This is a genomic window from Mucilaginibacter hurinus, assembly GCF_003324525.1.
Lineage (GTDB): Bacteria > Bacteroidota > Bacteroidia > Sphingobacteriales > Sphingobacteriaceae > Mucilaginibacter > Mucilaginibacter hurinus.
The window spans coordinates 312,328-337,493 of sequence record NZ_QGDC01000004.1; the positions used below are offsets into that span (position 1 = coordinate 312,328).

22 protein-coding genes are annotated in these 25,166 nt (G+C 44.9%); 5 read left to right on the forward strand and 17 right to left on the reverse strand.

The features are described from left to right. Positions 1 to 68: 68 nt before the first annotated feature. Both DJ568_RS08950 and DJ568_RS08955 read right to left on the reverse strand, forming a co-directional pair. Positions 69 to 1,037: a FecR family protein gene (locus tag DJ568_RS08950; RefSeq protein ID WP_114004922.1), complete on the reverse strand. Its 969-nt coding sequence runs from the start codon at positions 1,035 to 1,037 to the stop codon at positions 69 to 71. 66 nt (positions 1,038 to 1,103) lie between these two features. After that, positions 1,104 to 1,688, reverse strand: a complete 585-nt coding sequence (locus DJ568_RS08955; protein ID WP_114004923.1) for an RNA polymerase sigma-70 factor — start codon at positions 1,686 to 1,688, stop codon at positions 1,104 to 1,106. A gap of 189 nt (positions 1,689 to 1,877) precedes the next feature. Between DJ568_RS08955 and DJ568_RS08960 the strand changes: the two genes are divergently transcribed. Continuing rightward, positions 1,878 to 2,225, forward strand: coding sequence for a hypothetical protein (locus DJ568_RS08960; RefSeq protein WP_114004924.1), 348 nt, complete (start codon positions 1,878 to 1,880; stop codon positions 2,223 to 2,225). 30 nt (positions 2,226 to 2,255) lie between these two features. Here the strand turns inward: DJ568_RS08960 and DJ568_RS08965 are convergent, their stop codons facing one another. Genes DJ568_RS08965 through glgX form a run of 4 tightly spaced genes read right to left on the reverse strand, consistent with a single transcriptional unit; the run spans position 2,256 to position 11,480 of the window. Beyond that, the gene (locus tag DJ568_RS08965; protein ID WP_114004925.1) at positions 2,256 to 3,317 is read right to left on the reverse strand and encodes a lactonase family protein; all 1,062 of its coding nucleotides are present in this window, start codon (positions 3,315 to 3,317) and stop codon (positions 2,256 to 2,258) included. 10 nt (positions 3,318 to 3,327) lie between these two features. Next, a complete protein-coding gene (treY, locus tag DJ568_RS08970) occupies positions 3,328 to 7,521 on the reverse strand; it encodes a malto-oligosyltrehalose synthase (RefSeq protein ID WP_114005020.1) in 4,194 nt (1,397 codons plus the stop codon). Continuing rightward, complete coding sequence (treZ, locus tag DJ568_RS08975) at positions 7,514 to 9,355, reverse strand: malto-oligosyltrehalose trehalohydrolase (protein WP_114004926.1); 1,842 nt, start codon at positions 9,353 to 9,355, stop codon at positions 7,514 to 7,516. Before treZ ends, treY begins: the two co-directional genes overlap by 8 nt. Next, positions 9,342 to 11,480, reverse strand: coding sequence for a glycogen debranching protein GlgX (gene glgX, locus DJ568_RS08980; protein WP_114004927.1), 2,139 nt, complete (start codon positions 11,478 to 11,480; stop codon positions 9,342 to 9,344). The genes treZ and glgX overlap by 14 nt, the downstream gene beginning before the upstream one ends. A gap of 114 nt (positions 11,481 to 11,594) precedes the next feature. Here glgX and DJ568_RS08985 point away from each other — a divergent pair, with 114 nt between their 5' ends. Beyond that, on the forward strand, positions 11,595 to 11,951 hold the full coding sequence (locus tag DJ568_RS08985; protein ID WP_158534901.1) for a response regulator: 357 nt from the start codon (positions 11,595 to 11,597) through the stop codon (positions 11,949 to 11,951). 50 nt (positions 11,952 to 12,001) lie between these two features. On the opposite strand, the gene DJ568_RS08990 is transcribed toward DJ568_RS08985, so the two are convergent. Genes DJ568_RS08990 through DJ568_RS09020 form a run of 7 tightly spaced genes read right to left on the reverse strand, consistent with a single transcriptional unit; the run spans position 12,002 to position 17,159 of the window. After that, the gene (locus DJ568_RS08990; protein ID WP_114005021.1) at positions 12,002 to 13,006 is read right to left on the reverse strand and encodes a TIGR03885 family FMN-dependent LLM class oxidoreductase; all 1,005 of its coding nucleotides are present in this window, start codon (positions 13,004 to 13,006) and stop codon (positions 12,002 to 12,004) included. A 55-nt stretch (positions 13,007 to 13,061) separates the two neighbouring features. Further along, a complete protein-coding gene (locus DJ568_RS08995; RefSeq protein ID WP_114004929.1) occupies positions 13,062 to 14,114 on the reverse strand; it encodes a zinc-dependent alcohol dehydrogenase in 1,053 nt (350 codons plus the stop codon). A gap of 18 nt (positions 14,115 to 14,132) precedes the next feature. Continuing rightward, on the reverse strand, positions 14,133 to 14,396 hold the full coding sequence (locus DJ568_RS09000) for a DUF421 domain-containing protein (protein ID WP_114004930.1): 264 nt from the start codon (positions 14,394 to 14,396) through the stop codon (positions 14,133 to 14,135). Between the two features lie 2 nt (positions 14,397 to 14,398). Next, the gene (locus DJ568_RS09005; RefSeq protein ID WP_114004931.1) at positions 14,399 to 15,271 is read right to left on the reverse strand and encodes a glucose 1-dehydrogenase; all 873 of its coding nucleotides are present in this window, start codon (positions 15,269 to 15,271) and stop codon (positions 14,399 to 14,401) included. A 23-nt stretch (positions 15,272 to 15,294) separates the two neighbouring features. Beyond that, entirely contained in the window at positions 15,295 to 15,513 is a 219-nt protein-coding gene (locus DJ568_RS09010) for a hypothetical protein (protein WP_147238733.1), read from the reverse strand. Between the two features lie 16 nt (positions 15,514 to 15,529). Continuing rightward, the gene (locus DJ568_RS09015; RefSeq protein ID WP_114004933.1) at positions 15,530 to 16,012 is read right to left on the reverse strand and encodes a hypothetical protein; all 483 of its coding nucleotides are present in this window, start codon (positions 16,010 to 16,012) and stop codon (positions 15,530 to 15,532) included. Between the two features lie 7 nt (positions 16,013 to 16,019). After that, a complete protein-coding gene (locus DJ568_RS09020; protein WP_233496661.1) occupies positions 16,020 to 17,159 on the reverse strand; it encodes a zinc-dependent alcohol dehydrogenase in 1,140 nt (379 codons plus the stop codon). A gap of 353 nt (positions 17,160 to 17,512) precedes the next feature. Between DJ568_RS09020 and DJ568_RS09025 the strand changes: the two genes are divergently transcribed. The 3 genes from DJ568_RS09025 to DJ568_RS09035 are packed head-to-tail and all read left to right on the forward strand — an operon-like array spanning position 17,513 to position 21,206. Next, positions 17,513 to 19,231 carry a carbamoyltransferase family protein gene (locus DJ568_RS09025; protein WP_114004935.1) on the forward strand — a complete coding sequence of 573 codons (1,719 nt, stop codon included), beginning with the start codon at positions 17,513 to 17,515 and terminating at the stop codon, positions 19,229 to 19,231. Positions 19,232 to 19,236: 5 nt separating this feature from the next. Beyond that, a complete protein-coding gene (locus DJ568_RS09030) occupies positions 19,237 to 20,205 on the forward strand; it encodes a glycosyltransferase (protein ID WP_114004936.1) in 969 nt (322 codons plus the stop codon). Between the two features lie 5 nt (positions 20,206 to 20,210). Beyond that, on the forward strand, positions 20,211 to 21,206 hold the full coding sequence (locus DJ568_RS09035; protein WP_114004937.1) for a glycosyltransferase family 9 protein: 996 nt from the start codon (positions 20,211 to 20,213) through the stop codon (positions 21,204 to 21,206). Here the strand turns inward: DJ568_RS09035 and DJ568_RS09040 are convergent. The 4 genes from DJ568_RS09040 to DJ568_RS09055 are packed head-to-tail and all read right to left on the reverse strand — an operon-like array spanning position 21,130 to position 25,099. After that, positions 21,130 to 22,269 (reverse strand): glycosyltransferase family 9 protein, encoded by a 1,140-nt coding sequence (locus DJ568_RS09040; RefSeq protein WP_114004938.1) that lies wholly within the window; start codon positions 22,267 to 22,269, stop codon positions 21,130 to 21,132. The two genes, DJ568_RS09035 and DJ568_RS09040, sit on opposite strands and share 77 nt — an antisense overlap. After that, positions 22,253 to 22,834, reverse strand: a complete 582-nt coding sequence (locus DJ568_RS09045; protein ID WP_114004939.1) for a D-glycero-alpha-D-manno-heptose-1,7-bisphosphate 7-phosphatase — start codon at positions 22,832 to 22,834, stop codon at positions 22,253 to 22,255. The genes DJ568_RS09040 and DJ568_RS09045 overlap by 17 nt, the downstream gene beginning before the upstream one ends. A gap of 2 nt (positions 22,835 to 22,836) precedes the next feature. Then, positions 22,837 to 24,135, reverse strand: a complete 1,299-nt coding sequence (locus tag DJ568_RS09050; protein ID WP_114004940.1) for a glycosyltransferase family 4 protein — start codon at positions 24,133 to 24,135, stop codon at positions 22,837 to 22,839. Beyond that, positions 24,119 to 25,099, reverse strand: coding sequence for a glycosyltransferase family 4 protein (locus tag DJ568_RS09055; RefSeq protein ID WP_233496662.1), 981 nt, complete (start codon positions 25,097 to 25,099; stop codon positions 24,119 to 24,121). Before DJ568_RS09055 ends, DJ568_RS09050 begins: the two co-directional genes overlap by 17 nt. Between the last annotated feature and the right edge of the window lie 67 nt (positions 25,100 to 25,166).

Sequence of the window (25,166 nt, forward strand, 5' to 3'; positions counted from 1 at the left end):
ATTCTCATGGTCGATTTTTTTTGTTACAATTGGTTCTGTTAGTTTTATATTTGTTTATCAATAAATGTTCAGCATCCTTTGCCCTGTAAATGGTAACGGCTTCCCTTAACTACAGCCTTACCTTTTACAAGTTTGGCCATAACAGCCATAATATCCTTAAACGGCACATTTGTGAAATCTGCCGAAATGAAGCATCGCGATAAATTATTATCAGCATCTATCTCATAATTAAATTTCCTCGAAAGGGTTTTTAATACGTCATTTAAAGGGACGTTTTTAAATACCAGTCTATTCTCTTTCCAGGCGCTAACTGTGCTGATATCAATGTTGGCACTCCTGGTGATGGTTTGCTTCCTTTTATCATACACCACTGCCTGTGAAGGCGTTAAAAACACCGTTTCAAATTCCAAAGCGGCACTTTTAGCGGGCACTACACCCACTTTACCACTTACTACGTCTACTTTAAGCAAATCCTCATCTGCATATGCCTGTACATTAAAGCTTGTTCCTAACACATGGGTAGATATATCGCCGGTGTGTACAATAAACGGATGATCTGCATCATGCGCTACGTCGAAAAAAGCCTCTCCTTCAATAGTTATCTCGCGCAAACTCCCTCTAAATCTTTCGGGATACTTTAGTTTACTGCCGCTGTTAAGCCATATTTTAGTACCATCGCCTAATGTAATGTGTGTTACGTTGCCATTGGCGGCCGCAACTTCAAGCATATTAATAGGTGATAAATAATTTAAAATGTTGTTACGGTTAAACCACGATAAAAACACAAATACAGCAATAACGGAAGCGGCTACCAGCCATCTAGAATATGACGGCTTTACTGTAACCGTAGGTTCATCAATTGTGTTTGTGATATTCGCATAAACTTTGCGGCTGTCAAATCCTGCATTCTCTTCATCCGCACGTACTTCGTCCAGGTCTAACTTTTCAAAATATTTTTCAATAAGCTTTTCCTGCAACCGCATATTATCGCGCGCGTCATCCCCCTTTTCGCCCTTGTTTAAATTGAATCTTCTCATTGGTTTACAGTATAAGGATGCAATAAAACACCCCACCCCCCAAACAAATGATAAATTTTTTTATAATTAATTATTTAACACTGCTGCCAATGCAACAACAGGAAGGTAATCGGTAAGTCCTGTACGCAAATAACGCAGGGCGATGGTAATTTGATTTTCTACCGTTTTAACCGATAAATTCAGCCTGGCGGCTATTTCTTTATTAGACAGGTATTCCTTGCGACTTAAAATAAATATCTGACGGCATTTTTCGGGCAGGCCGGCGATACTTTCTTCCAACAGCTTTGCAATATCATCGTGCATCAATTTGCTGTCAGTTGCGTACTTATCCATCAAATCTTCTATAACAGATACGTCGATGGTGGCCTTTTGAGTACGTACATAAACCAATACCCTATTTTTTATTGCTACTTTAAGGTAGGCCTGCAAGTTTTCGATATGCAACTGATGCCGCTTGAACCACAGATCAATAAATAATTCCTGAACAAGATCTTCGCATACATCTTTATCCCTGAATAACGTATTAGCTACCTTGAATATTTTAGCTGAGTACCGGTTATAAAGCAACTCGAATGCGTTCCGATCATCCAATCGAAGCAGTTCCAACAATTTACTGTCGGGCCACATTTGATGTTGCGCAGCAACGTACATAGGATTTTAAGTAGATAATTGGAAGACATAATTACAAAGAAAATATTGAATTAAAAAGATTTTTTTATGAGACACCTTACGGTGCTTATAAGTTACTGCCGCGGCCCGGCTATTTAATTTCGCAAATAAATACCGAAAAGGAAGGTTAACAGGCATATATTTTGCTGTTAAGGCTTGTAAATACATTGTATGCAACCAATTTTTATAACCCTGTTAAACGGCCGGCAATTGATGATTATACCGGATACACTTGCCCACCTTAACGGCCATGCCATTCTTACTTATACTTATAGCATTTTTCTTCATGATCATCATGATGAAGTGCACGCAGCAATTACCAAAGAAAACGCCTTACATCTTCAGCAAAATGATGATCCTGAATACTGCGGATACCTAACGTTTGAAAAACCTGATTCTTTGTTCACTTACGTTACCGACGGCCAAAACGAACTTGAATCAGACGAGATTGAAGAAATTATAGAAGAACTGAGCCACATAAGAGACTTTGGCGCATGGAAAGTAAAAAAGAGAGAGTAATCACTGTACCTTTACCGGCCAGGTCACCAATTAATTTACAGTATAAGCAAATTTAAGGCATGAGGGTTTTTCTACATCTACAGAATAAACCACCTCGCTTAACTCACCCGTTAACTTGTTTATCTTAAATACGAAAACATTGTTACTTTCCTCGTTGGCCACGAGCGCGTAGTTCCCGGTTTTATCAATCACCAGGTTGCGCGGCGATTTGCCCATGCAACCACGACGCTGTAAGAACGTTAATCGCCCTGTGTGTTGAGCTATAGAATAAACTACTATCTCATTAGCATCGCCCCGGTTGGATGCATAAAGGAACAGCCCATCAGGGGACGCCTGGATATCTGCTCCGCTCACTTCTCCGTCAAAGCCGTCGGCAAGCATGGTAATGCTTTGCACTGCCGTTAACCTGCCATCATTATAATCAAACACTAACACATCTCCCGATAGCTCGGTAACTACATAAACATACCTATTATCGGCTGAAAACGCTATGTGCCGCGGACCGCTTCCAGCCGCAACACTCATTTCTGAAGCGAGTGTTAATTTAGGGTGCCCTGCGCTATTATAACGATAGCTATATATTTTATCAGTTCCTAAATCAGCACATAAAAGGTATTGTTCGTCAGGCGACAGATACACATTATGTACATGAGGTTCGCTTTGCCGCTCTTTATTAATACTACTGCCCTTGTGCGCTATCAACTGCACAACGTGGGTTAATCCACCGTGTATATCTACAGGTAATACGGAAAGGCTTCCGCTTTTATAGTTAGCAATAAAAGTGTCGGTAGCTGCCTCATTCAGCGCAATGTAACAAGCGGCCTGGCCACCCACATCCTGCTTATTGATTAGGGTTAGTGCACCAGTTTCGGCAGAAAATGAAAAAGCATACGCCTCGCTCCCTTCTTCGCGCTCGCTCACTGCATAAACGTAACGGTAATCTTTGTCTACGCACAGGTATGACGGGTTTTCAATGGTTTCAGACTGGCCACAGTAATCTAAGTGCCCTGTCCCGGCATCAAAATGATAAAGCTTAATACCTCTCGGTTCATCACCGGTATAGCCTCCCACTAATAAATATACGGTTTCCATATCGGCAAACTTAAAATCTGTTATACAACAATGTCATATCCCGTAACCGGCGGGTAAAGTATTCGGCCTCGCTAATATCAGTCAGGCGCCAAACCCAATTGTTTTCAGTTGATGCAGGTATATTAACACGTGCTTTGTCATCCAATCCAAGCACATCCTGTAACGGCACTATCACAGTGTTAGCCACAGAAGCCAATAGCATACGGTGTAATATTTCATGTATATTTTTCGGCGTTACCTTCTGCCCAGAGTACTTCTTTATCCGTTTGGAAGTTTTTTTGTCAATAACATCCGCATACCAGCCAACTGTGGTATTATTATCATGCGTGCCGGTGTAAGCAACGGTATTTTCGGTGTAATTATGCGGGATGTATGGCGACTTCGCTATGTCATCGCCAAAAGCAAATTGCAGTACCCGCATGCCCGGCAGTTCAAACTCATCACGTAATTGGTAAACGTCTTCATCTATGTCACCCAAATCTTCTGCTATAAAAGGCAGTTCGTTTAATTTTTTTTTAACCGCAGAAAAAAAATCCTTTCCGGGTCCGGGCTGCCATGATCCGTTGACGGCGGTATCTTCGTCTGCCGGCACTTGCCAGTAGGCCGAAAATGCCCTGAAATGATCCAAGCGCAATAAATCATATAACTCAAGATTTTTTTTAATACGTTGTATCCACCAGGCGTAACCGGTTTGCTTTAGCTTATCCCACCTAAATACCGGCATTCCCCATAGTTGCCCGTCGGCATTAAAATAGTCCGGCGGGACGCCCGCCACAGCACGCATATTACCTTCATTATCTAAATCAAACAGGCCCTCATTTGCCCATACATCAGCCGAATCATAGCTGATATAAAAAGGCATATCGCCAATTATACTTACTTGTTTTGAGTTACTGTATAATTTTAACTGCAACCACTGTTGCTTAAACGTGTACTGCAGCCATTTCTCTTTTAAAATCTCGTCGGCGTGCTTCTCAGCGAAACTATTTAACGCTGCCTTATCGCGCAGTTTGTAGTGTTGCTGCCATTGATACCATGGTTTGCCTCCATGATGATATTTTAACACTGTATATAATGCGAAATCGTCCAGCCAGGCTCCTTCATCATTACAATAGTGTTTGAAAGAGCTGTCAGACTTTTCAACCAAACTTGCCTTAAAATTTTGCCATGCCTTTTCAAATAGCGGTTTACGAACTTCTGCCGCTTTTTCATAATCCACCACATTGGTTATAGACAAAGTTGCATCAGCCACATCCTTTTCGCTTAGTAACCCCTCGGCCAGTAATACTTGCGGACTTATTAGCAATTTGTTTCCCGCTACGCTTGAAAATGAACTGTACGGTGAGTTACCGGCGGCCGGTTCCGTAGGGCTCAAGGGCAGTATCTGCCAGTATTTTTGATGACCGCTTGCTAAAAAGTCTACAAACTTTTTGGCTTGCGGGCCAATATCGCCGATGCCAAATGCAGCAGGCAAGGATGTAATATGCATCAGTATGCCTGAACCCCGTTTGTTTGCCGGACGCTCGCCTTTTACTATACCTACCGGGAATGCCCCCAAACCATTTTTAAGCATTATTTCATTACCGCTAAGTTTTTTAGCGGTTAATAAGTTGGTATATTCTCCTTGCATATAATCCGGCAATATTACACGTGTATTATGCCAGTCTATCTCATCCGGGTGCAGGTTATCACTCATCAACGCAGCTACATGCAAAGGCACGATAGTTACTACGTACGTATTCCGGTAAGCGCGGGCAAAGGCCATAACATGCTCCTTGTGTTTACCTTTTACCTTTAATGGAATATAGTCGCCTTTTTCAAACAGTCCGGCATGTTGTTTACGCAGTTCAAACAACTTTTTGGCGAGCCAAAGTTTGATTGTCCCATTGTAGCGATCGGCCCATAATGCCTTAACCGGATCAGCATTTTTTTCAAGTTCATTAAGTATCTCGTTATTACGGGTGTAATCAACCGGTCGCCGGTTATCAGGATCAACTAAACTAAGGTCCCAGCGTTCGCAGCCCTGGTACACGTCGGGAATGCCGGGAGTTGTAAATTTAAGCACCAATTGCGCTAGCGAATTGATGATACCTAAGTCTGCCATTTTTTTATAAAATGGTTCAAACGTTTGCCAAAAGTCTGATTCTTTATCCAACAAGCCTGATGCGAATTGCTTGGCAGCAGTTTCATATTGGTCATTGGGTGCCGCCCATTGTGTATGCACTTTAGCTTCGCGCAAAGCTTTTTCGAGGTATTGGTGTAATCGCTGCTCATAATCTCCCGCGTCTGCGTCCGGCATGGGGTATGATCCTGCGATGGTCTGGTAAATAAGGTATTCGTCATTGCTATCAGGCGCCCCATTTAATTTGTGTACTTTATTTTGCTTACTCCAACGATTCACTAACGCTGCCCACTCATCTGCCAGGTTAGTAAGTACGTTTAAACGGGCGCGGACATCCTCTCCCCGCTTGGTGTCATGGGTAGCAGTACCACTCATCGCCAACGGCCACTCCTGTTGCCTTGCTTTCATATACTCATGAAATTGCTTACGAGTGATACCGAAAGCTTCGGGCGAATCACCTACTTCGTTATGACCGGTAAAACGGTTGTAGGTATACATTAAAGTATCTTCAACGCCCTTGGCCATCAGTGGGCCGGTAAACTGCATACATCGCTGATAAAACTTCAGCCGCTCGTTATAATTGCCGTCTTCGTTGCCAGTAAAGATGGTTTGTAAAACCTCTGTAGCCTCGCTTAACTCGGGCTTACTTGGTGTGATGCGCTCTAAAATTTTATTTATTTCTGTTGCCTCTGTACCATCAAGCAGAAAAGCATTTCCATAATACCTGTACACGGGGCACCCTATTAAAAATTCCGCTATAGCCTGCGCAATAGTATCCTTACCAATGGCATCAAGCTTTGCAGCATTAACCACGTTCAACTTGTACAAATACTCTACCAGGTTGCTAAGTTCGCCACCCATGTGCTGTTTAAGAATATAAGCTTTTTTATCTGTTATTTGCCGACCAACAGGTGGCTGAACGCCTGCTAGTTTTTGGTAAAGCCCGTCAAAATGCTTTTCATTGTTTTTACTGGTGTACAAGTTATTTACCAGGGCCAGGTAGTCATACCCTGACGTACCCTGTATTGGCCAATCGGCAGGAAGTTTCTCACCGGCTTCCAGTATTTTTTCAGCCACGATATAAACATTTTTGCCAACCAGGTTACGTAAATTTTGCAGGTACGCGACCGGGTCGTATAAACCATCAATATGGTCTACACGCAAGCCCTGAAAAACGCCCTCGCTGACTAATTCATGTATAAGCCTATGGTAGTGGTTAAAGACCTCCGGAATATGCATGTTCAGGCATATCAATCCGTTTACTGTAAAAAAGCGACGGAAGTTGATTTGGGTGTCAGTTTCCTGCCAGCTGCATAACCGGTAATGTTGCTCGTCTACAAGCTGCTGCAAGCGCTGCTTGTCATTGTTGATTACATCAAGATTATTATCGATAAATGTTTTTATCCCTTCATTTTTATATAATGACGCCAGTTGGAGCTTAACCTCGTCGGTTGCCTTTGCAAAAGCTGTGGGTTCACTGATTGACAATATATCGCCTAGCTGCTGCGACAGTTGGGCTATTGCCTGATTATTCTCTGCTGACAGTGATAGCACCCGGCTGTATGAAGATAATTTGAGCGGATACACGGTGTCATAGTAGGACAAGCTCAATCCACCATTATAATATACTGTTTTTAACTCTCCGTTTTTTATACCTGCTTCCAGGCTGTCGCCTAAAAACGGCACCATCACACGTCCTGCAAAAAGCTCGCTTGTACCGGCCATATCATAAAAAGTTGCGTACTGCGATAGCGAGCCTTTCTCCAGCACATCAGTAAGCCATTTATTGTTGGGATGAAAAGCCATATGGTTAGGCACAATATCCTGAACCCACCCTATACCTTCGTCGCGCAACGTCCTGCTGATCTGCCTTAATTGTTCAATTGTACCAATTTCGGGATTAATGCTGAGAGGATCTGTGACATCATACCCGTGAGTGCTGCCGGGCACTGCCGAAAATATCGGCGAAGCGTAGATGGTATTTATCCCTAGCCGTTTGTAATATGGTATAAGCGCCTGGAATTTTTCGAAGTTAAACTCCTTATTAAACTGTATACGGTAGGTGCTAACTGGGTTAAACATGGTCATTGTGGTAAATAATAATTGATTGAGCCGGCACAGCAGCATTAGTTACTGTTAGTGCTGGGTGCAACATATCTAAATTACCGCACCAGCGTGCATCAGCGCTGGCAAACAACATACGCCAGCTATATTCCGCAGGTAAACCGACGTGTGCAATTTCTCCTGAAAAGTTCATCACACAAAGGATATGCTGATCATGATGCCAGCGGTGTATAAGTAAAACGTTTTTATCGGCATCAACATCTGCACTCAACTGCGCCCGGCCTGAGCGCTGTAGCACAGGGTGCTCTTTTCTAAGTCCTATAAGGGCTTTATAATAATTCAGAAGCTGTTTATGATGAGATTGCTCCTGCAAATCCCATTGCAACTTCGAACGCTGAAACGTCACTTCTGCTTGCGGATCGGGCGTTTCTCCCTCATTATGGAAAGCTTCAAATTCTTTTTTTCGGCCCGCGCGTACGGCCTCAATTAAATCCTTGTCTGTGTGACTAATGAAGTACTGAAAAGGATTTGTTTCACCCCACTCCTCCCCCATAAACAACATGGGCAGATACGGGCTTACTATTACAGCAGCTGCCAGCAATTTCTGCATTTCAAAACTATGTAACTGGCTTGTACGCTCACCAAGCATACGATTACCTACCTGGTCGTGATTTTGTGAGAATACCACAAATTGATGGCCGGGGTTGCTGGTTTTTGCGCCAAAATTTTTTTGCCTGTGCGGCGAATAAATGCCGTCATATACATAGGCATCTGTATACGCTTTTGCTAAATGGTTAATGCCTGAAAAATCAGCATAATAGCCACTTTTTTCGCCGCCTGCTGTAACCCGCAGGGCATGATGGAATTCATCTATCCACTGCGCATCCATGCCATAGCCCTGGCGCTGTAACGGCTCAATAAACTTCGGATCATTCAGATCAAGCTCCGTAATCAAATAATGCGTGCGGCCTGTCACCTCCATTAGTTGATCGGCATACTCTTTAATTTCTTTAAGTATGTGCTTGGGGCTAAAGTCCTTTATAGCATGCACTGCATCCAACCGCAACGCGTCGATATGGAAGTCTCTAAACCACATTAACGCATTTTCAATAAAATAACTCCGCACGCCGTCACACCATGCATCGTCATAATTAATGGCATTACCCCAGGGGGTATTGTATTTTTCGGTAAAGTACGGACCAAAGTCGTTAAAGTAGTTGCCTTCCGGTCCCATGTGGTTATATACCACATCAAGTACTACGGCGATACCCCTGGCATGGCAGGCATCCACTAAATCAGCCAATCCATACGGCCCGCCGTATGAGTTTTGTACAGCAAACGGGCATACGCCATCGTATCCCCAGTTTCTTGTGCCCGGAAACTGGCCTACGGGCATAATTTCAATAGCGGTTATACCTAAATCCGCCAGATAGTCAAGTTTTCCAACTATAGCTTTGAAAGATCCTTCGGGTGTAAAGGTGCCGGTATGGAGTTCATAAAACACGTAATCACCCAACGGATGGTTTTGCCAGGCCGCATCTGTCCATTTAAATTCGCGCGGGTTTATTGCGGCAGAACACCCGTGTACACCTTCGGGCTGAAAAAGCGATGCCGGATCGGGCCTTTCGGTTTCGTTGTCCAGTAATATCTTGTAGTTATCCCCAGCGCCTAACCGGTCTGTTTCTGCAACCCAATAGCCGTAGTCGGCCTGCTTTAACGTTACCTTTGCAGCTTCCTTGCTCAGTAAAAGTTCTACCTTTTGGGCAAAAGGTGCCCAAACCCGTACATGGGCATTACTACCCGACTCAAAGTTTACACCTATTCTTCTGTTATTAACATCAATGTCTTTCATTCCGCTTTACATGATGTTGTAATAAAATAACAGAACGCCCCTGCACAGATATTTTTTCTTCCGCCTCATGGGTGGTTCGCCTAACCTTGTCCATGCTGGTATCCAGTACCTTCAGCCAATTATCCCCATATTTTTTGGGCGGCAGTACATAGTCAATAGCCTCATGAAATGCGTTAAATATCAGGTAAAAATGATCATCTACTATGCGCTCTCCCTTAGGGTCTAAAGCATGCAAACCGTTACCATTCAAAAATACAGCGAGGGATTTGGCAAAGTCATGGCTCCAGTTATCTTCGGTCATTTCGGTACCATCAGGTAAAAACCACCCAATATCCTCCAAACCGCGCCCGGTAACGGGCTGTCCCTGGAACCACCTGCGACGCATAAATGCAGGGTGCTCCCTTCTGAATGCTATCAGTTTTTGGGTAAACTCTAAAAATTCTTTATCGGCATCTTCCCAGTTTAACCATGATATTTCGTTATCCTGGCAGTAAGCATTGTTGTTGCCACGTTGTGTACGGCCCATTTCGTCGCCTGATACAATCATGGGGACACCCTGCGATAAAAACAGTGTTGCAAAAAAGTTGCGTTTTTGTTGTTTGCGCAGCTTTATTACCTCCTCGTCGTCTGTGTCCCCCTCGGCACCGCAATTCCACGATCGGTTGTGGCTTTCGCCATCGTTATTGTCCTCACCATTTTCATCGTTATGCTTTTCGTTGTATGATACAAGGTCATGCAGGGTAAAGCCATCATGCGCTGTTATAAAATTAATACTTGCTGATGGCCTGCGATAATCGTCCTGGTACAAATCAGGGCTGCCGGTAAGCCGTTGTGCAAACTCTCCCAGCATACTGTCGGCACCACGCCAGTAGTCGCGTATGCTATCACGGTACTTGCCATTCCACTCGGCCCATCCCGGCGGAAACTTACCCACCTGGTAACCACCTTCGCCTACATCCCAGGGTTCAGCAATTAGTTTAACCTGCGATATAATGGGGTCCTGGTGTATAATATCGAAAAAAGCACTTAAGCGGTTTACTTCATGTAACTCGCGAGCCAGGGTTGAAGCAAGATCAAATCTAAAGCCGTCCACGTGCATTTCAATTATCCAGTACCTAAGGCTATCCATTATGTATCGCAGCACATTGGGCAGCATCGCATTAAGGGTGTTGCCCGTACCGGTATAATCCATATAATACCGCTTATCATCTTCAACCAAGCGGTAATATGAAGCGTTATCAATTCCTTTAAAAGACAATGTCGGCCCCATTTGATTGCCTTCACCAGTGTGATTATAAACCACATCCAGTATCACTTCTATACCTGCTTTATGCAGGGCTTTAACCATCTCTTTAAACTCTGCTACCTGGCCGCCAGTTACACCTTTTGAGGAGTAGCGCACATCAGGTGCAAAAAAACCAATAGAGTTATAACCCCAATAGTTTGATAGGCCTTTCTCAACCAAATATCTGTCGTTAACATATTGATGTACAGGCATTAACTCTATTGCTGTAATGCCCAGATCGGTTAGATGTTTAATAATTGCCGGGTGACCGATAGCAGAATATGTTCCCCTGATGTCGTCCGGAATCTCGGGATGCTGCATGGTTAAGCCCCGTACATGCGCCTCATAAATTACCGACTGGTGGTAGGGCCGGCGCGGTGGCTGATCATCACCCCAGTCAAAATTGCTGTCTATAACAACTGATTTCGGAATGTATGGGGCGCTGTCACTTTCGCTAAAGCTTAAATCCTCAGCCTCATGCCCTATTTCGTACCCAAATAATGAGTCGTGCCAATCAATAGTTCCTGCAATGGCCTTTGCATAAGGATCGATTAATAGTTTATTAGGGTTAAAACGATGGCCATTTTCGGGCTCGTAGGGGCCGTGAACACGATAACCGTATAATTGACCAGGTTTTATTCCGGGCAGATACGCGTGCCAGATATGGTGCGAGCGTTCGGTAAATACTATTTTATGCGACTCAGTAGTGGCGTTGGTATCATCAAAAAGGCATAACTCCACCCCAGACGCATTATCGGCATACAGTGTAAAGTTTACTCCTTCGCCATCCCATGTTGCACCTAGTGGATAGGGTTTCCCCGGATAAGAAATTGTTTTCATACAATAGGCAAATAACAATTACCATTAAATTGTTTTTCTAATTAATTATTTTACTTCTAATTAAAACTTTAACTACAAACAAATGTTACCTTTATACCAATGCACGCCTTAAGTATGAAAAGAGTTTTGATATTGAGTACTGAGCGGTCAACCGTTCACGCGCTGCAAAGTCAGCTTTCTGAGTTTGAGTTGCATGTGTTAACAGACCATCATTCATTTTTTGAGACTGTGCGATCATACAAGCCCGATGTAATTTTAATTGACTTTTTGCTTTCGGAGAAAAATGGCGGCGGCATATGCCACCAACTAAAAAGTGATCCTTCTACAAACAGTTATCCTGTGGTACTATTATCTGAATTTACGGACAGGCCTGAAAGGTTTGGCTGCGATGCTATCGTCATGAAACCGTTTAACGGCATTGAGTTGGTACAGAGTATTTACCAATTATTAGCTATGCCTAAAGCAGGATAGTATTCAAGGATTATTCTTAAATACGCAAAGTACGACGCGCATTCTGACGACTATTTTCGGGCGCCATGTTGCTGATGAGCGTTATTATCACCAGCCTGTTTAAAAGCCGGCAAAACCACCTCACCGAAATCGCGGATAAAAGCTTCCTGGCTTCGGTTAACGTTATGCAGTATAATATCGTTAAAGCCGAGCGTCTTATACTCCAACAGCCATTTCAGGTGTACGTGTAAGTCTGCCGAAATATGTACATGGGCGTGCATGTCATCGGGTTTTACAAATTTTGACATAGCATCGAAATGCGCCGGCGTTGCCAAGTCGCTTAATACCGTTCCGGCGAAGATATTAGTCTTCCATTGATGCCAGGCGCCATCTAAAGCCTCCGCTTCAGTTGCGGCATACGATAACTGCACTTTTAACGCAAGAGGTTTGCCGGCGCCGCCATTATCATTAAAAGCGCTGATTATCTCTTTTAGCCGGGTTATTGGTTGCTGAGCTGTTAGCAAACCGTCGGCCCAGGTACCTGCCCATGCCGCGGTTTCGGGAGTTAGCGCGGCGCAATACAGTAATGGAGCGACACGAGGGCGCGTGTACAATTTGGCATTGCTTACAGTAACCAACCCACTATGGTTAACCGTTTCACCTGCAAACAGCTTGCGTATTACCTGCGCACTTTCTAATAAACGCTGGTTCCGTTGCTGTTTGACGGGCCACCGCTCCCCGGTAATACTTTCATTAAGTGCCTCGCCACTGCCAAGCGCCATCTTAAAACGACCCGGATAAAGTTCTGCAAGCGTGCCGGCCGCTTGTGCTACAATTGCCGGGTGATACCGTTGCCCGGGCGCACAAACCATACTGTAAGGTAACGCTGTGGCATACATTGCCGCGCCCAGCCACGCGAATGAAAACCCGCTTTGTCCCTGGTTTTCGCCCCAGGGATGAAAATGATCAGAGGAGTTAATGAGATCGAATCCGGCTTGTTCAGCCAGTTTTACAAAATCAAGCAACTGAGACGGCGAGAATTGCTCATGCGAGGCCTGGTAACCGATATTAACCATAGTAATGTTTAAAAAAAATTTTGAAGACAACGATGAGGAATTGCCCATGTTGATCCTATACCTCAAGTGCTACAAATACCGCCCCGGTTCGCTCCTTATCCTGTGCAGTCTCAAAGGCTTTGTTAATTTCATCCAGCTTAAAACTATGTGTAATTAATTTTTTGGCATTCATCTTCCCTTTGGCTACCAGGTCAAGTGACATCTTCATTTCAGAATGAATACCCCAAAACGAATAGCTCGCACTTGGAATGATTTTTATCTCTGCTTTTTGTATATGTTGCCATTCAAGCGGTATGGCAATCTCCCCGGTGTCAAAACCGCCCACAATAACCACTTTGCCGCCTATACGGGTGTATGAAATAGCCTGCGGCAGGGTTTCAGGCATCGAAGTTCCGCCGGCGCATTCAAAGGCTATATCTGCACCCTTGCTATCGGTAAACTCCATAACCTTTTTTAGAGCATCTTCTTTTTTACTGTTTATCACCAAATCTGCTCCAAGTTCACGTGCTATATTAAGCGAAGAATCTACTACATCCGTAATGATTACATCGGCACCGCTCAGCTTGGCTAACTGCAGCTGCGCCAGCCCTATAGGACCAGCTCCAATCACCGCTACGGTATCGTTTAATTTTATACCGCTTAACTGTATAGCATGCAAACTAACCGAAAAGGTATCTAACAGCGCCGCCTCCTGGTATGATACATGATCGGGCAGCAGATGCAGCTTTTCTGCCGGGGCTATCAGGTATTCGGCAAATGAACGCGAAACTGTTTCCATACGAACAGGGTAAAGGTTTGGGCAAAGATTATACTGCTGTACCCGGCACCAATCGCAAATGCCATCCCCAAGCAGGGTTTCAACTACTACCCGGTCGCCGCGTTTTACGTTGGTCACTTTCGGCCCTACATCTACCACCTTGCCTGCCAGTTCATGCCCCGTTACCTTGTGCACCAGTTCCGGCTCCTCTTTTTTCCAATGACGCAGGTCGGTTCCGCATATGCCGGTAACCTTAATGCGTACCAGTACCCAATCGGGATGCGGTATTTCGGGGGTATCCACTTCTTCTACATTAAATTCTCCGTTCTCTGTTTTAAGTGCTGCTTTCATCTTTTTTAACTAGTTATTTTACGGCCGGCGTCCACATACTAAGTGTACAATTGGGGCTGGCGCCTGCATGGGCACCGAAACAATAGCGCCGAGCGTTATCATTACTGACATTTCCATAATAGTTATCTGGCCGCCCATACGTTTACCCAGCCAGCGCACTATAACCAGCAAAAACATGTAAGTAGCCAGTCCCCGGATAAACACTTCAAGCAGGAAAAGAGGCGGTGCTTCACCAAGTAAAATCCGTCCGATATCGGAAAGATCAATCTCTTCCTTCTTCATACTTAAATAGTAGGTGTTCCTCCTGTAACCTGTATAGTGGCGCCCGTTATATAACTGGAATCTTCTGACGCCAACAACACATAAGTAGCCGCCAGTTCTGCTGGCTGGCCCGCACGCTTTAACGGAACGCTCTCACCAAATTTGGCAACATCGGTTCCGGGAAAGGTGGATGGGATAAGCGGCGTCCAGATGGGCCCCGGCGCAACACAATTTACCCGGATGCCTTTTTCGCCCCAAAGCTGCGCCATGTTTGCAGTGAAATTTTGTATAGCTCCTTTTGTGGCTGCGTAGGCTATCAGCACAGGCTTGGGCTGATAGGCATTAACCGACGTTGTGTTAATAACAGTACTGCCCGGGCGTAAATGCTGCTCGGCATACTTACACAAGTAAAACATTGGATAGATATTAGTTTTAAAAGTGCGGTCCCACTCCTCAGTGCTCACTTCCTGTAACGATTGACGCGCCATTTGAAAGGCGGCATTGTTAACCAGTATGTCAAGCTGCCCAAATTCGCTTAGTGCCGTGTCAATCAGTTTTTTGCAATGCGCCTCATCACTGATATCTCCCGGCATAAGTATAGCTTTCCGGCCCTCATCTTCAACATAACGCGCTGTTTCACGTGCATCTTCATGTTCGTTAAGATATGATATAAGCACATCGGCGCCCTCGCGCGCAAATGCTATTGCTACCGCTCTGCCTATGCCCGAGTCGCCGCCGGTAATAATAGCCTTCCGTCCGGTCAACTTACCCGATCCACGGTAGGTTACTTCCCCATGGTCGGGTATCGGATCCATTAGTTTAACTTCGCCAGGCACTTCCTGCTCCTGTTCCGGGTAAGGCGGTTGTTCGTATTTTTCTTTTGGATCCTGGTTCATCGCTTTGCTCCTGTTTATTTTATCTACTTATTTTCGGGTATTTGCTGTCCGCCCTGGCCACGGCCGGTGGCCGGGTCAATAATGCTGTCAACGCCAACGGTATCCGGCATGGGCGTATCAATTGTTATAGATTCACCGTCTGCCCCGGCACCGCCGCCTGATGCATCCTTACTATTGCTGCCACCACATGATGCTAAAGCCAGGCCTGCACACATGCACGCTATAATTAATTGCCTTTTCATAATCATTTTACTGGTTTTACTTATTACTTTTAAACATCGACTTGATTACCATTACTGCGACCACCCCTGTAATTACCTGTCTGATAATCTTTTTAGGATTATGCTTCAACGTTGCCTTAAAACCCCGCTCGGCAAGTATGTTAGGGAAATGCCCTTTTTTGATATCATCGATTATGCCTTCATATACGTTAATGCGATCGGCCAGAATCAATGGCAGCCAGTGGCGGTAGCGGTCTTCGCTATGCTTAAACGCCCATCGCCGTATAGCGCCGCTTAATCCGCTTGGTGGCACTGAAGTACCAAACACTGCCGACACGGTGGGTCGCTCGTTTGATTTTAAAATTTCTACTGTTACTGGCTGCTGAACCGACCGCTCATAATTGATGCGGTTATGGTCATCGCCGGTATAGTTTTTCATTGGATACGTAGGTTCGTTATCCGGATCGGCATCCATGCCCCACCCGGGTATTGATTTATAATCTGTTATCTGGTTTTCCATGTTATTGTTATTTACTAGATGGTATAAGTACCGTTTTGATACAGTTATCCAGCTTTGATGAAAAAATATTATACGCGTCAGCTACTTCCTCCAGCGGGATGCGGTGCGTAATTAATTCACTTGGTTTTAGTCTGCCTGATTGCACATGTTCAATAAGACGCGGCAGCAGCCGCTTAACCGACGCCTGGTTAGCCCGTATGGTTATACCCTTATTAAGAACATTGCCAATAGGTATCAGGTTAAATGGCGGGCCGTAAACACCAACAATTGATACGATACCCCCTTTTTTTACAGAGTTAATTGCCCACTGTAAAGCGGTACCGGCACCCGCTTGTAAAAGCCCTACGCGTCCTGTTAACGTTTGCAACGTATTACCTTCAGCTTCACACCCCACACAGTCAATACATACGTCAGCCCCATACCAGTCGGTAGTCTTTTTCAAAAAAACAACAGGATCTTCAAGCGACTTAAAGTTATACACCTCGCATTTAGCGTAGTTTTTTGCAAATTCCAACCGGTAATCAATATGATCTATAACTATTACCCTAGAAGGGCCGAAAAACCATGCACAGCGTGCAGCCATAATACCGATAGGCCCGGCACCAAATATTACTACCGTATCACCCTCTTTTATACCGCCCATTTCTGCTGCCTGGTATCCTGTGGGCACAACATCGGTTAACATAACAGCATCGTCCGGATCCATGTCAGCTGGTATAACAGTCGGGCCTACATTGGCGTAAGGTACGCGAACATATTCGGCCTGTCCGCCGTCAAAACCGCCCGCTGTATGCGAATAGCCAAATATACCTCCTACGGCAGTAGCCATAGGGTTTGATTCGTGACAGTTCCCGTAAAGCCCCTGCTTACAAAAGTTGCACTTCCCGCAGGCTATATTAAACGGTACCAGTACGTGATCGCCCACTTTTACATTGGTAACCAAGGGGCCCACCTCTTCCACAATACCAACAAACTCATGCCCGAAGGTTTGACCAACCCGGGTATCAGGCACCATGCCATGATATAAGTGCAGGTCGGACCCGCATATGCAGGTTCTTGTAACCCTGACAATGGCGTCTTCAGGGTGCTGTATTTCCGGCATCGGCCGTTGTTGAGCCCTTACCCTGTAAGGACCGCGATAATTCATTGCTAACATAGCTGCGTTTTAGTTTAGTAAACGATAATTAAACTTTACCCGCCAGTATTTAATATTCTAATTCCGACCGGGTTACTTTTTAGGACTTAACAGGCGGGAAGAGATGATGTTTTAATTTGTAATTAATAATTTTAGAAGCCCGTATTAACTCCAATAGGGAATAACCTGCTTTGAAAATCACACAGAAGAGCTATTTGAAGCTAATATTGAGTAAAAGTTGTGCTATTATAATTTACGTTGTAAAATATTTATTTTCTTAAAACTACAACACAATTTTAATGTTAACAATACTATCCGTTAATCTGATGCCGTTTACAACTCCCGATTTAAAACACAAATAATAGATGTATACATTAGGAATCAATGCCGTTTTTCACGATTCAGCAGCATGCATTATTAGGGACGGCGTTTTGCTTGCCGCTACGGAAGAGGAGCGATTTACTCATTTTAAACACGGCAAACGGCCTGTTCCATTTTCAACATGGGAACTTCCATTTCACGCCATTGATTACTGTTTGCAAGTGGCCGGCATCCATATCAATGATATAGACCATATCGCTTACTCGTTTGACCCATATTTGCTGATAAATGATAAATACCGGGGCAAACCTACTATTGACATACCCTTTGAGGATGGTGATTCACATTTAAAAACTGAGTTTGGCAATGTATGGGATCCGCTATTTTTAGCATCTATAATAAATGCGCCAGGCCAGTTGCGGGATGGGTACCCCCATCACTTGCAAAAACGTTTCGCGGGCTGTGTTATTCAGCGCGACAAATGGCATTTTGTTGAGCATCACATATCGCACGCGGCCAGCGCTTTCCATTGCTCACCATTTAAAAATGCCGCGGTGATGACGGTAGACGGCAGGGGTGAGCTGGCAACCACGACGTATAACATTGGTACCGGACAGCAACTAAGCCGTATCGGCCAGGTAAATATGCCGCACTCGCTAGGCCTGTTATATGAAGATGTAACTACGCATTTGGGCTTCCTGCATTCGTCAGACGAGTATAAAGTAATGGCGCTGGCATCATATGGAAAGCCGGAGTTTGTTAACGACTTTAGAGATATAGTGCAAATTGGCGCGAACGGGCAATACACTATCAATAATCAAAATCTTACAGAACGCTTTGGGCCTAAGCGCATGCGGAATGAAGAATTTACTACGCATCATTTTAACATTGCGCACTCAATGCAACTGGTACTTGAAGAGGCTATGCTTGAACTTACCGGGTGGCTGCAGCATGAAACCAGAGAGGAAAACCTGTGCCTGGCTGGCGGCGTTGCCCTGAATTGTGTGGCCAATGCCCGTATACGTGATCGCGGCGCGTTTAAAAACGTTTGGGTTCAACCTGCTTCCGGCGACGATGGCACCGCCCTTGGTGCAGCCCTTTGGGTAGATGCCCGGGTAAGAGAAAGCGACGAGCGTAAATTTGAAATGACCCATTGCTATTGGGGACCTGAGTACAGCGACCAGGAAATAGAGCGTTTATTAAAATTATGGAAAGTACCTTACCGCAAACTGAATAATATTGCTGACGAAACTGCTGACGTGCTTGCCGAAAATAAAATAATCGGCTGGTACCAGGGGCGCATGGAATTTGGTCCGCGGGCGCTGGGCAGCCGTTCAATACTGGCATCGCCAATTACGCAGGAGATGCAGGCGCGGCTAAATGAGGTTAAGGACCGGGAAGATTTTAGGCCGGTAGCACCTGTAGTGCTTGAAGAGGAAGCATCCGATTGGTTTGAGAACGCCCGCTATTCGCCTTTTATGTTGTTTATATACGATGTAAAACCAGATAAGGCAGAAAGGATACCTGCGGTAAGACATACCGACGGCACGGCCAGGATACAAACTATAAATGACCAGCAGCACAAAAACTACTACGATTTGCTTAAAGCCTTTCATCGTAAAACCGGGGTACCGGTATTGGTTAACACCTCGTTTAACACCCTTGGCAAGCCAATTGTATGTACACCGCGGGATGCTGTGGAGTGCTTTTGGACATCTCCTTTCGATGCCCTGGTTATTGGTTCGTTTATTATTGAGAAATAAACACAATGATCAGCATTTCAGTAATTATACCCACTTATAAGCGTAGCAACCTGCTTAAAAAATGCATAAAGGCGCTTTTAACCCAAAGGTTTGACAAGGCACTTTATGAGATTATTGTTGTGAGCGACGGTCCCGATGATGAAACCCGGCGTATGCTGAATGACTGGACGGGGTACAATTTCCCTTTGATACGTTTCTTTTCTTTACCGCAAAAAAAAGGCCCCGCGGCAGCCCGTAACTATGGCTGGTTAAACGCGAAAGGTAACATCATTGCATTTACTGATGATGATTGTTTACCAGATGCCAATTGGCTTAAAGAGATAGTTACACATTGTAAACCTGATGAAGACATTGCCGTTACAGGCCGTGTAATTGTGCCTGTAACCAAGCGGCCTACTGATTATGAACTTAATACCGCCAACCTGCAAGAGGCTGATTTTATAACGGCTAATTGTGCGTGTACAAAACGGGCTTTACACAAAGCTGGTGGCTTCGATGAAAAATTTTGTATGGCCTGGCGTGAAGACAGTGACCTGGAGTTTAAGCTAATCAATAATGCTATCCCTATAAAGCGGTTGCCAAGCGCCGTAGTGGTGCACCCCGTGAGACATTCTGCCTGGGGAATCAGCGTTAAGGAACAGAAAAAAACAATGTATGATGCGCTGCTTTACAAAAAGCACCCGCATTTATTTCGTAAAAAAATAAAGCCAGCCCATCCTGTTTTATACTACTTGATAATTGCATCATGTTTGGCAGCGCTGGCCGGGTTGGTTTCAGGAAATGATATGCTGCGGAACACCGGATTAATTACCTGGATGGCTTTAACAATTTATTTTGTTTGCAAAAGGTTAGCTGTAACAAAACTTACCGCAAGCCATATTATCGAAATGGTTGTTACTTCATTGATAATACCATTTGCATCAATTTTCTGGCGGTGGTATGGTGCCATTAAGTACAGGGTATTATTTATTTAAGTAAGATGAAATTAGCTTCCGATAAGATTAAAAAGATCGCCATTTTCAGGGCTCTGCAATTAGGCGATATGCTTTGTGCTATACCCGGCGTGCGTGCTTTGCGGCATGCGTACCCTAATGCTGCTATTGTGTTAATTGGTTTGCCGTGGGCAAAATCCTTTACCCAAAGATTCAGTCGCTACTTTGATGACTTTATTGAATTTCCGGGTTATCCGGGCTTACCCGAGCAGCCATTAAATCCCGGTGCATTTACAGCGTTTTTAGCTAAAGTGCAAGCCTATGAATTTGATTTGGCTATACAGATACAGGGGAATGGAACTATTGTTAACCCCATGATTGAGTTATTCGGCGCTGCATATACAGCGGGGTTTTCAACACACGGACACTATGCGCCGGACAATGGCCTGTTTATGCCGTATCCTGACTATGGGCCTGAAGTGGAGCGGCATATTCTGCTTATGCAGCACCTGGGAATAAACGCTCGTGGCAGCGAACTTGAATTTCCGTTAACAACTAAGGATTATGATTCGCTTGATGCACTGGAATTGGATATCACCCCGAAGCGTTACGTGTGCGTGCATCCCGGTTCGCGCGGGCAGTGGCGGCAGTGGCCCACAAAATATTTTGCTTCGCTGGCCGACTACTGCATTGAACAAGGTTATAAAGCGGTGATAACGGGCACCACAGATGAACTGGAGATTGTTGAATCAGTGATAAGCCATATGCGCAACACGCCCATTAACGCGGCAGGAAGAACATCAATGGGCGGAGCAGGCGTATTAATACAAAATGCCGCCATGCTGATATCAAACTGTACAGGTGTTTCGCATATAGCTGCGGCATTTAAAACGCCCAGCATTGTTATAAGCATGGACGGCGAACCGCACCGTTGGGGACCGGCTGACAAAAGAGTGCACCGTACTATTAACTGGCTGGAAGCGCCTGACTTTCACTCGGTATTTCGCGAGACGGTGGAGATGGTGAGCCTGGCGGCCGGTTGAGCAATTCCCGCACAGCGTTAATTATATCACCGGCTCCCGGTACGCCCGTAGGTACATGATATAAAGTTTTATTAACGTACGCGATAACCTCATTACTACTGCGCAAATGGGCCGGCACAGGAAATTGCAAAACTTTACAAGGCACCTGCCATGGCGTATGTTGCGGATTAGTTTGTGCATAAAGCACTACTACAGGCGTACCAACCGCTGCCGCGATATGTACTGTACCGGTGTTCACTGAGATAAGCACCGGCGACTGTTTTACGAGCCAGATAAACTCATCTAAACCAAACATACCGGCAACCGAAAAACTTCCGGGTCCTGTTTGTTGTTCCAATATATCTGTAAGTTCCTTTTCAGCCGCCGAGCCTGTAAACAATACCTGGTAACCGTTATTCGTAATTAACTGCTTTGCAGCTTCAATCCAAAGCCGGTTAGGATACATGCGCTTTTTTTCGCTAACACCAGCGTGCAAAATAAGCCATGGGCGGTTAATGTATATACCTCTCTGTAGCATCTTTGCTAACACGCCGGTTCGCAACCGTTCGTCTACCTTTACACCCAGCGCTGTATTTACAGTGGTTGCCCCCACTACGGCCACCAGGTCTAAATCCCGTTGTACCTGGTGTTTAATGTGCTGGTAAGGTTCTTTATCAGGTACCCAATCCGTTAGTAAATGATAGGGATTTTCGCGGCAGTAGGCCAATATCCGTGGTACACCGGCCAGGTACGCCAGCATAGCCGCCGGTAACGGATTTTGGCTGTAAACCGTAAATATGATTGCGGCGTCGAAGTTTTTTTTCGCTAACGTGTCTGTCAACTCGTTAAAGCGTTCACGATCAGGCACGCCAGCCGTTTTAACCCACGGCAGGTCGTAAACGATAACGTCGTCAACTTCAGCAATATGCTTTGCGATACCTTGTGCAGCAGACGAGGTTAGTACTGTTATGTTAGCGTCAAAGGTTTCTTTTAAGGCGCGTATTGCCGGCGCACTCATTATCAAATCGCCCATATTGTCAGGGCGTATGCATAAAATATTTTTACAGTTACTCCACCTGTTCATGTTGGGTTGTATTTAATATAGAAAGAGCCGCCTCGTTAATGCTGCCGCATATCAGTGTCGGTGTCCGGAATTCACCTGGCACCCATTCTGTTTCATTACCGTTATTTATTAATACTGTTTTGCAGCCTGCACGGTGTCCCGCCTCTACGTCATTCAATATGTCGCCTATCATCCACGAATCAGCCATGTTTATCTGCAGGTCGGCTGCGGCTTGTAACAACATACCGGCTTGCGGTTTACGGCATTCGCACGCCAAGGCGTATTGCGTTATAATTCCGTCGTCGTGGTGAGGGCAGTAGTAAAATCCGCTCAGATGCAAGCCGAGGTTGGCAAGCAACTGCTTAAGGCGGTGCTCAACGCCAATTAATTTATCCTCGGTAAAGTAACCCCGCGCCACCCCTGATTGATTGGACACTATCACCAGTATGTAACCTTGCGTTTGAAGGCGCCTTAAACCATCTATAGCGTCCGGTTGTATGGTAATTAATTCCGGGTTAACGTTGTAAGGAATATCCGGTATAAGCGTACCGTCTTTATCAAGAAAAACCGCTTTTTTACTATACATGATTACGCGGCCCTGTCTTTACGGTCAACCTGCAGTTTGTACATCAACCTGTTTCTTGATAATACCGGATGCACACTTTTGTAGAGCGCGCTCACCTGCAACGCTACCTGGTGCCATGTAAAATATTTGTTTACGCGCTCAATGGCATTCTCGCTTACCCGGTTTAACAAACTTGCGTCAGCTAATACCTCCTTCAGCTTATCAGCCAGGGCAGCCGGGTTATTCGGCGGCACCAGCCAACCGGTTTCTTCGTTTGCAACACTATACTTTATGCCGCCCACGTTTGAACCTATAACCGGTGTACCGCATGCCATGGCCTCAAGGGGGGTAATACCAAACGGCTCATACCACGGGGTTGTAATGAACACGTCGGCCGCATTATAATAATATTTAAGCTGACTGCGGTTCTTACGGCCTGTAAATATTATCCTGTTAACAACGCCATTTTGTTCGGCCAGTGACAGCAACCTTGCGTATTCGGGGTTACTTTCGGGCTGCAAATTATCAGATTCGCCACCCACTATTACTAAGGTGATTTTTTTGCCGGCTTGTTTTAACTTGCCAAGGGCGAGTATAACATTATCAACACCCTTACGGGGCACCATTCTTCCAAGTTGCAGAATTATGTGTTCGCTTTGCGGCAAACCGGTAATTTTACGCGCCACCTCTTTATCCATGGGGTAAAATTCGGTCGCGCTAAAGCCGCATGGTATAATGGTTATTTTATTTTCAGGGGCTTTATAGTACTTCATCAAATCTTCTTTGTCCTGCGGGCATTCAGCAATTACAAAGTCTGCTTCCTGCACAGCCTGCTGTTCAATTAACAGTCGCTCTTCCGGAAAATTATCTTTTTCGGCCTGGTGTATCCGCCGCACATGTCCCAGTGCGTGGAAGGTTACTACGAAAGGTATATCAAGTTCTTTTTTAACGCCGATGGCTACCAGCGCAGACATGAAAAAGTTGGCATGTACCAATGAATAATGCAGTTGGCGATTAACAATAAATGCAATCATATTGTCCTTGAACTCCGTCATATATTGCAACAGCTCTTCCTTTATAACCGGTTGAGCGGGCCCCGCCTGTATATGTATAACACGTACACCAGGAACCCATTCAACTATAGTGGGTGTATCTTCACTGTCGCGCCGCGTATAAACATCAACCGCGTAGCCTTGCCGGGCAAGGTGCCGGGCTAATTGAGCCACATACACATTTTGTCCGCCTGTATCCACGCCGCCAAGCACGGCCAATGGCGATGCATGTTCGCTTATAAAAGCTATATGGTTATTTTGAAACTTCATAGATAGTGTTGTTTATGCGTAGATCATGTTGTTTGCCGGTGATCACTTCTGCAAATAGCTTTTCCCAATCTTTTGTAAAACGCGATATATTAAAGCGTTCCATAGCCATGTCGCGGCCTCGGCTGCCAATTTCTTTTGCAAGCTGGGGCTCCTGAATCAGCATTTTCATCTTCTCTGTCAGGAAATTAGTATCGGTATGTATGTACCCGGAATACCCGTTATCAATTACCGCCGACAGTTCGGTAGTAGCCAGCCCTACAACGGGCATCCCCATCATCAGTGCCTCGCAAACCGCAAGGCCCAAACTGGTATATCTTATCGGGTTAAAAAAGAAACGATAACGACTTTGAAACTCAGGCAATTGGGGGTGCAAAACTTCGCCCAAACCCCACGCGCCGGTACCCATACCTACAAGGTCAAGCGGCACATGTTGTTTTACTTCTTGGAATATATCGAACCCCAGCAGCCTTCCGCGTGTGGGAAGATTATTTATCACGACAATGCCTTTACTTAAATGCCCGGAATACGTAACTTTTGGCATAGTAACGCCATGTTCTATTACATGAGTGGGCACGCCATTGTTATTCCACATCAGCCGGTTAAAATGCGTAACGTGTACCAGCGTAACATCCGTGTCATCAACAACATGTTTAGTATCGGTTGGATGCTGCCGTGGCGGGTCATGCTCAAGGTAAATTTTAGGAAGTTCCCGTTGCGCTTCAGATAGTATTTCAAACTGATCTTTAAGGTAATTTTGATTTGTCTGAAAAAGTATGCAGTCAAATTGATGGTTCTTAACTTCCTCAGCTGCTATTTCAATAACATTGCTGCCAAACGGAAAGGTCTCTCCCCGGCCGTAATAACCTTCAGTTCTATCGTTTTTTACAGGGATGTAGATAGTATAATCGCCTTGAGAGAGATAGTATAAATAACTCCCGTGAATGTGCCAGGTGAATATTTTCATATGCATTTAATACCTTAAAAGCGTTTGTGCCAAACACATCAAGAATGACACCACTTTTACTTATAAG